This window comes from Paraglaciecola sp., from assembly GCF_030730205.1.
Lineage (GTDB): Bacteria > Pseudomonadota > Gammaproteobacteria > Enterobacterales > Alteromonadaceae > Paraglaciecola.
On record NZ_JANQVQ010000299.1, the window covers coordinates 1 to 7,862 of the forward strand.

Genomic DNA, 7,862 nt, shown 5'->3' on the forward strand with positions numbered 1-7,862 from the left:
GTGCCAAAGGGCTACTGAAGCTGTTCCAAGTAGTAAACTTGCTGCTATTTGTTTGAAGCTAGGGGTGTTTGAGCCGTTTATTTGGCGAAGCAAATATTTGTCGACTTCTGAGCTAGAGGCCAAAAAGGCGTAAGCTTTGTAAAGCGAATGGGCCAAAAGATGCAAGATGGCTAGTTCGTAATACCCCAGCGCACATTCAAGCAGCATAAAGCCCATTTGCGCGCTGGTCGACCATGCCAGCTTTACTTTAATGCTTATTCGGGTTTGTACCACAAGTGCAGCAATAACCACGCTCAGTCCAGCCCAAATGAGCAGGGTCCAAATCGCCATTGGCGATAAGCTAATTAGCGGCGCAAATACGATAACTAAAAACCCGCCCAAATTCACAATGCCAGCGTGCAGTAAGGCTGAAACGGGCGTAGGGGATTCGACTACTTGGATCAACCAGCCGTGGATGGGTAACTGCGCGCATTTAATCATGGCAGTAATCACTACCAGTACGCTAGCGAAAACCAGTGGGCGGGGAAGGGCGTCTAATTGGCCGATATTCGCTGTCCACTGGCTGATCCACGGACTTTGCCAATGGGCATATAACAATAAAAAAGCAGTGAATAAGCTCAACTCGGCGATACGCGCAAAGATAAATTTTTTATGGGCAGCCAATGCGGCGCGCGGGCGCTCAGGAAACATCATCAGTAAACGGTGAAAACAAAAACTGATGGCTACCCAAGCGCTAATAAACACCGCCATATGATTACTGCTCAGTACCGTCCATACACTGAGTAAGCACAAGGCAAACCACTGTTGAAAATAATGAATTCGCGGCTGGCCTTCAAGATAGGTGCGTGCATAACGGGTTAAAACCAAAGCCAAAAACGACACGAGTGGGATTAACAGCGTCGTTATAATTGAAGGGTTAAACCATAAGAAAGGATGCTGCTGGCTGTAGAGGCTTATTCCAGCAAAGCTAATTGACAAAAGCAAAGCCAAGCCATACAACCACGTCATATTGCGCCATCGGCCTAGTATTTTAAAGTTAAAGCACGCGAGGGCAAAACAGCAACCTACTGCCAGTAAAAGTGCGGATAGGAGAATTTGCATACCGTTTGTTTCCATTTTTATAGATGGCGCTAGTATGCAAACGCAACAACATTCCGTAAAATAGATAAATATTAATTAAACGTTCTGTTTTAAAGAATTATGAATCGATTAAACTACCATCATTTATACTATTTTTGGCATGTAGCAAAAAGTGGCAACTTAACCCAATCAGCCCAAGAATTGCATACGTCTCAGTCTGCTTTATCATCACAAATCAAACAATTAGAACATACGATGGATGTGAATTTATTTGAGCGAAAAGGGCGTAGATTGATTCTCACGCAACAGGGGCAGCAAGCCCTTATTTTAGCCGACGATATTTTCAGCAAAGGCGAAGAGCTCGCGTCATTACTCAAGGGAAATTCGCAATCTGCCACACAACCACTGCGTATTGGTGTGATGTCGGTCATGTCGAGAAACTTTATTGAAGCCTTTATTTCCCCTTTATTGCAACGTCAGGATGTGCAATTTACCTTGTTATCTAAAGGCATTACCAATCTGTTAAATGAATTATCAAATCACAAATTAGATGTGGTGTTATCTAACGTCAATGTGGCAGTAGACGCAGGTAATTTATGGCAAGTCCAACTCTTAGGTCGTCAGCCCTTATCCATCGTTGGCCCACCTGATTTATTACCTAAGAGTGAATTTCCTCAAGGTTATAAGGATTTTCGTTGGGTTGTACCGGGTAAACAAAGTGAAATTCGCGCTAGTTTCGATGCATTTTGCAGCCATTTTCAATTTGAACCCAACATACAAACCCAAGTAGACGACATGGCAATGTTGCGACTACTGGCCCGTGATAGTGGCTCGCTAGCGGTCTTACCTAAAGTGGTTGTAAAAGATGAATTAAGCGCAGGCTCATTGATTGAATATTTAAGTTTACCCAAGGCCTTTGAACATTTTTATGCCATTACGGTTAAACGCAGTAAGCGTCCGCCCATTCTTGATGAACTGTTGGCAAAGTCTATCTTTCGTTAGATACGTCTTATTCCGCGCATCCACTTTGCATGTAGCCAAGCGTATCCTCATGTATAACCATCACACCCAAAGTGGCTTTGGTTAAGGTAACAAGCTGCGACAGGTGCCAGTTCTTTGTTGGCAGGACCTTAGCTTTCAACGCCCTAGCTGCAGATCTGTCATGCGTCGCAGGTGAATGTATTGCCCATCCACTATTACTCAATGCCTGCAGATATTCTTTTGCGACCGTGAGATCGTTGTGCCGCATTGCTCTGGGTGCTTCGCTGCAATACATTCCTTGGCTTCACCTAAGATACGAGCAAATTTTTCTAACAACTCTGCTACTTGTTGCTCATTGCCGCTAAGTAATTGCAGGTCAAATAAGCCCAATAATCAGTCAGGGAAATCGACTATGGCCGCCAAGCAAAAGTCAAATTGTGCAAACACTTTGAGCGTAAAGCGTGCGATAGCGTACCGACTATTGCGTGCACACCGCTTATAACTGCTGAGTTAGCCGACGAGCTATCGCCATACAGAGCGTTATAACGATGAAAAAATATCTGAATTTAGCCATTTTTGCGGTGTGTATCTCACTACCTGTATCAGCCAACACTGCAAAAAATGTTACCACTACTACCCACAGCAATACCGCACAAATGATGGAGCATCAAGCGATGATGCACCCGCAAGGTCACATGGCCATGCAAACTAAAATGCAAGAGATGTCTGCGCTGATGCAGCAAATTGTGCATGAAGACAGCCAAGAAAAACGTGAGGTGTTAATGGCTGAGCATATGCAAAAAATGCAGGAACACATAAACATGATGAATACCTCTGAGCAGCAAGTAGGCAGGCCCGACAAGATGAAAAATGAGCAAATGGTGCCGATGGGCCAGCGCATGGATCTGATGGAGGGACGCATGAACATGATGCGCGATTTGATGAATCAAATGATGGAACACAGTGCACAGCGAGAATTACGACCTAAGCAGGCACACAGAGTCGTGGATTGATTTGAGCGTAACATCACAAGTTACAAGACCACTCTTGAGCGATTGCTGACTCGTTTTGTGATGCTGCTCAACTACATACACCCAACCCTCTTTTTTGATGCTGCAGGATTTAGCTTTGTATGCAGTGCCCATGGGTACCAGGATTAGCGACACGCTGAGGGTACCTATTACTTTACTGAGTTGATACTAATGTTAACAATACCTCGTTCAATCCTTAGCGCTGCCCTTGTTGCTATGTTGCCCTTCGCTGTGGCTGTGCCAGCCCATGCTGCACCAATGACCAATCGTGATTGGTGGCCGGATAAACTGAATCTACAAGCGCTTCGTCAAAATGCTGCTGAGTCTAATCCGATGGGGCGCGATTACGATTATGCTGCCCAGTTTGCCTCACTCGATCTGAAAGCGGTTAAAAAAGATATAGAAACGCTTTTGACTCAATCGCAAGCATGGTGGCCTGCAGATTATGGTCACTATGGTCCATTTTTTATTCGAATGGCTTGGCACAGCGCAGGAACTTATCGTGTGGCTGACGGCAGGGGCGGAGCCGGAGGCGGACAGCAGCGATTCGAACCTCTAAATAGCTGGCCTGATAATGTCAGTTTAGATAAAGCACGCCGATTGTTGTGGCCCATTAAAAAGAAATATGGCAGTAAGCTTTCATGGGCAGATTTGATTGTATTGACAGGCAATGTCTCGCTTGAATCGATGGGCTTTACAACTATCGGTTTTGCCGGCGGGCGTAAAGATGATTGGGAGCCTGACTATGTATATTGGGGGCCAGAGTCAAAATTTTTAGGCGATGCGCGCTATACCGGCGATAGAAAACTAGAAAATCCATTAGCCGCGGTGCAAATGGGTTTAATTTATGTCAATCCCGAAGGGCCTAATGGTAATCCTGATCCATTGGCGGCGGCCATCGATATTCGAGAAACCTTTGCCCGAATGGCAATGAACGATGAAGAAACCGTAGCACTGATTGCTGGTGGCCATACCTTTGGTAAATCTCACGGCGCCCACGACCCCGCTAAATGTTTAGGCCCAGAGCCTGCCGCTGCTGGCGTCGAAGAACAGGGTTTAGGTTGGAAAAACACCTGCGGCAAAGGCAACGCCGAAGACACTATTACAAGTGGTTTAGAAGGGGCATGGTCTGGTAGCCCAACGGCTTGGACACAACTCTATTTAATTAATCTGTTTACCTTTGACTGGGAAAAAACCAAAAGTCCTGCTGGGGCTATTCAATGGATACCTGTTGATAATCAAGCAGCAAACCAGGTGCGCGATGCCCATCTTGTGGACGTAAGCCATGCGCCGATCATGTTTACGACTGACATCGCCCTTAAAGAAGATCCCATTTACCGGCCTATTGCGCAACGTTTTAAAGACCATCCACAAGAGTTTGAGCTGGCATTTGCAAAAGCATGGTTTAAGTTAACGCATCGGGATATGGGCCCGAAAGCCCGTTATGTTGGAGCTGACATCCCCAAAGATGACTTGTTGTGGCAAGATCCCATTCCTGTTCGTCATCATGGATTAATCAGTCAACAGGATATCACTAAGTTGAAAGCCGAGATCCTCACATCAGGTTTAACTCTTTCTCAATTGGTGGGTACTGCATGGGCGTCGGCGGCTTCATTTCGGGGCACTGACATGCGTGGAGGTGCCAATGGTGCGCGTTTACGGCTAGAGCCGCAAAAAAACTGGGAGGTCAATCAGCCCCTCGAACTGGCTAAGGTAATGGGCGTTTTAACCGGCATTCAGCAAAACTTTAATAAAGCCCAGTCTGGTGATAAACAGGTTTCCTTAGCAGATTTAATCGTGTTAGGCGGGGCAGCTGCTATTGAACAAGCGGCAGAAAAAGCCGGACAAGATATCACCGTAGCCTTTACTCCTGGTCGTATGGATGCCAATCAAAAACAAACCGATATTGAGTCGTTTGCTCAGCTTAAGCTTAATTCTGATGGCTTTCGCAATTACTTTAGTGCCGACAATCTCCAGTCTCCGGCTGAGTCCTTGATTGAACGCGCGACCTTATTGGGCCTAACGGTGCCTGAAATGACGGTATTAGTAGGCGGAATGCGCGCCTTAAATGTGCATACCGGTAAGGCCCAACATGGGGTATTTACTGATAAGCCAGGTGTCTTAACCAATGACTATTTTGTTAATTTATTGGATATGTCAACTATCTGGTCTAAATCTGCAAAAGAAGAGGGGGTGTACGAAGGGCGAGACCGTCAAAGTAATAAGTTGAAATGGACCGCTACCCCGGTTGATCTGATCTTTGGCTCGAATTCTGAATTGCGCGCTGTAGCCGAAGTGTACGCAGCAGATGATGGGCAGAAAAAGTTCCGTGATGATTTTGTGCTGGCTTGGGTAAAAGTCATGAACCTAGACCGCTTTTCTCCATCGTTTTAACACTACAGCGGCATTGATTGATTCAAATCAATGCCGCTTTGTGCTTATTCATTAGAGTATCAAAATGAACACTATCCAATTTGTCCGAATTTATCACGCTGCCCTCGCAGTCCTGGCTATCTTAGCCTATTTAAGCGCTGAGCTGGGCATAGTGCATGTATGGCTCGGTTATAGTGTTGCTTTAGTCATAATACTGCGCTTGATGTGGGTGCTCAGTGGTAATCCAAATGTTGGCTTAATGCGGTTTTATCCGTCTTTTGAAGGCTTAAAATTAGCGAATGCCTTTACTCATCCAGCTGTTACTAAGGTATTCATGTTAGGGATCGCCGTGAGCTTATTGGCCACTACTGCGACAGGTATTGCCATGGACAAGGGCAAGGCGATAGGTTTGACTCAGGTGTCTGTTGTTTCAGTGGCCTACGCCGATGACAGTCAAAAGGCAAACAAACACCAACAAAAAAATGAAGAAGGACTAAAAGACAGTCATGAGTTTTTTGCAAATTTACTGGTGTTTTTTGTCGGGTTGCATGTGTGCTATTTACTGGTATTTAAACGTCCATTGGCTAAGTTCATGGTATTTATGCCTAAAAAATCAGATAAAAATGCCTAATGTTGGAAAAGTACACAACAGTCAATTTTACTAACACCTAGATGATTGCAAGAGCCTAGGTGAAATCATAATCCCAAATGAGAAACCAATATGCTGTCTATTTTTACTGAGTTAGCTGATTGGTTTACCTATACGCTGCTGGGCTTAAGCGCTAATGATAAATTAAGTGATGCGCTGCACTTTTTTATCGAAGATACCAGCAAGATATTTTTTCTATTAGTGGTAATGATTTATTTAATCGCCCTTGTTCGTGCATCCTTAAATATTGAAAAAGTGCGAGACTATTTGGCAAGCAAAAATCGATTTGTAGGCTATTTTTTTGGCGCTATTTTTGGGGCGATCACACCGTTTTGCTCGTGTTCGAGTATTCCGGTTTTTCTGGGCTTTACCTCGGCAGGTATTCCTGTGGGGATCACCATGGCGTTTTTGCTAAGCTCGCCACTTATTAATGAAGTGGCAGTATTGTTGCTGCTGAGTTTAGTGGGCTGGAAACTTACCCTTATTTATATTCTAGTAGGCATGGCCGTCGGTATAGTGGGCGGCATATTGCTTGATTTGATCCATGCTGAAAAAATGTTACAGCCGTTTGCGCTCAAGGCCTATCACTCGGCAAACCCCGTTACCCGTATTGATAAACGTTGTACTGCAACCCTTACTTTTCGGCAGCGCCATGATTTTGCCAAACAAGAATTGTTAGATATTGTACGCCGTGTTTGGGTGTGGATATTTGTTGGCGTGGGCATAGGCGCAGGACTGCACGGGTTTGTACCCGTGGCTTGGGTAGAGTCAACACTTGGCGATGGGCAATGGTGGTCAGTACCTTTAGCAGTACTGCTTGGTATTCCTTTGTATTCCAATGCTACGGGAGTCATTCCGATAATGGAAACGCTCATTAATAAAGGCTTACCCCTTGGTACAACGCTTGCGTTTTGTATGAGCACAGTGGCCGCGAGCTTTCCAGAGTTTATTTTACTTAAACAAGTGATGACCTGGCGTTTGCTGGCCATCATTTTTACGCTCTTACTGGCCTCGTTTACCCTAATAGGCTGGGTTTTGAATGCAATTAGCTAAGACATTTGCGGGGATAAAACAATGAAAGAAATGATGGTGTTAGGAAGTGGTTGCAGCAAATGCACTAAAACCGCAGCGCTTATTCAAGCTATTGCTAAGCAAAACAGCATAGTGGTAAAGGTTGTCAAAGAAACCCGCCCAGAGATTATTTTGCAATTTGGGGTGATGCGCACCCCTGCGGTTGTAATAGACAATAAAGTAGTACACGCAGGCTCTATTCCACCTCAGATATTGGTAGAAAGTTGGTTAAAAAACACAAAATAATGACAACGCTAGCATCATCCAAGATTGAAAAGAGCGCAGAGCAAGTAAAAAAGACAGCTCCTCACAGGAATTAGGTGAACAGCATGAGGAGAATTAGTGTGATTACCAAGGAAACCTTACGGTAAAAGTACCAAGCGATTTTGAGGTAATCACACGAGCAGTATTTCACGCTTTTGGGCAAGTCTTGTTCATTTTAAGAGGCATCGTTGATAAGTCAGGCCTCATTCACTGTAGTTGTCCAGCGGCCTTTTTCGTCTAAAATTGGCTCTTCATCTTTCCTAAAGTAAGGACCAGAAGGCCACTTATCGAATCAAGCCAGAACAGTGTCGCTAAGTCTGCCCAGCTTACCACTTTTCGAAGAGCAGACGATTGGGTGAACACTTTGAACATCTTTACTCAACGAACCAATGACGCGTGCGGTTGGCAAACCA

General features: G+C 44.9%; 7 protein-coding genes. 6 read left to right on the top strand and 1 reads right to left on the bottom strand.

Annotated elements, in window-relative coordinates; all coding sequences use genetic code 11:
- Positions 1 to 1,101, bottom strand: a 1,101-nt coding sequence (locus NWQ57_RS19245; RefSeq protein ID WP_306023804.1) for an NADH-quinone oxidoreductase subunit L, incomplete at its 3' end; no start/stop codon positions are given.
- A gap of 99 nt (positions 1,102 to 1,200) precedes the next feature.
- On the opposite strand from NWQ57_RS19245, the gene NWQ57_RS19250 reads away from it, so the two are divergent.
- The 6 genes from NWQ57_RS19250 (at position 1,201) to NWQ57_RS19275 (ending at position 7,431) form a co-directional block, all read left to right on the top strand.
- Positions 1,201 to 2,082 (top strand): LysR family transcriptional regulator, encoded by an 882-nt coding sequence (locus NWQ57_RS19250; protein ID WP_306023805.1) that lies wholly within the window; start codon positions 1,201 to 1,203, stop codon positions 2,080 to 2,082.
- A 527-nt stretch (positions 2,083 to 2,609) separates the two neighbouring features.
- Positions 2,610 to 3,074, top strand: a complete 465-nt coding sequence (locus NWQ57_RS19255; RefSeq protein ID WP_306023806.1) for a hypothetical protein — start codon at positions 2,610 to 2,612, stop codon at positions 3,072 to 3,074.
- A 234-nt stretch (positions 3,075 to 3,308) separates the two neighbouring features.
- Entirely contained in the window at positions 3,309 to 5,486 is a 2,178-nt protein-coding gene (gene katG / locus NWQ57_RS19260; protein ID WP_372340948.1) for a catalase/peroxidase HPI, read from the top strand.
- Between the two features lie 64 nt (positions 5,487 to 5,550).
- Positions 5,551 to 6,096 (top strand): cytochrome b/b6 domain-containing protein, encoded by a 546-nt coding sequence (locus NWQ57_RS19265; protein WP_306023807.1) that lies wholly within the window; start codon positions 5,551 to 5,553, stop codon positions 6,094 to 6,096.
- Between the two features lie 90 nt (positions 6,097 to 6,186).
- Positions 6,187 to 7,167, top strand: coding sequence for a permease (locus tag NWQ57_RS19270; protein WP_306023808.1), 981 nt, complete (start codon positions 6,187 to 6,189; stop codon positions 7,165 to 7,167).
- A 21-nt stretch (positions 7,168 to 7,188) separates the two neighbouring features.
- A complete protein-coding gene (locus tag NWQ57_RS19275; RefSeq protein WP_306023809.1) occupies positions 7,189 to 7,431 on the top strand; it encodes a thioredoxin family protein in 243 nt (80 codons plus the stop codon).
- Positions 7,432 to 7,862 lie beyond the last annotated feature (431 nt).